Here is a 757-nt window from a genome sequence, read left to right on the forward strand (position 1 = left end):
TGCGCGTGGAGTCAACGATATCGGTGAATAGCACGGTCGACAGCACGCGCTCAAACTCAACCGCGCCATGATCGCGGCGACCGGTGACGAACTCCTCAATATCTCCGGGCACGGACTCGTTGTTGGCGGTCCAGACCGCGTGGTCGCCAATTGGATATTCAATGTATTTGACGCCCGAGATCGCGGCTGCGAGCTTTCGGCCGAGATCGACCGGCACTTGGAGATCGGCTTTGCTGTGCAACACGAGGGCCGGCACCTGCAACGTCGGCAGGATCGCGGTCACGTCGATCTGGCGGTTGAGTCGTAAGAGTGTTCGCAGTGCACCGGGACTACTCGCCAACCGCTCCCACTTAGCATATTGCGCGATCACGGCTGGATCGACCGCCTCGCTCGGAGCGATAGTTTTGGCCAGTTCGCCGGTACCCCACAGCCTCAGGATCTGCTCGAAACGTGCCTCCCATGCCTCATCCGAGAGACGGTCCGCGGATCGGCTGAAACAGCCGGCCAGAATGAGGTGCGACACGCGCTCAGGGTATGTCGCGGCGAATAGCACACTCATGCAACCACCTTCGGAGAAACCGACCAGCGCCGCGTGCTTGGAGCCGATGGTATCCATGACGGCACGGACATCGTCCATGCGCACCTCGAGCGACGGCGCACCGGACATCCGGTCCGACATCCCTTGTCCGCGCTTGTCGAAGGTCACGACCCGGGCGAAGCCCGCGAGCCGCCGCAGAAAAGCGGTGTATCCTGGGAG

The 757-nt window shown here is 62.2% G+C and carries 1 protein-coding gene; it reads right to left on the reverse strand.

The window, feature by feature from the left end:
- Positions 1–706, reverse strand: a 706-nt coding sequence (locus tag ACZXDY_RS46175; RefSeq protein ID WP_464350052.1) for an alpha/beta fold hydrolase, incomplete at its 3' end; no start/stop codon positions are given.
- Positions 707–757: the final 51 nt, after the last annotated feature.

This window comes from Bradyrhizobium sp. LeoB3 (genome assembly GCF_055456055.1).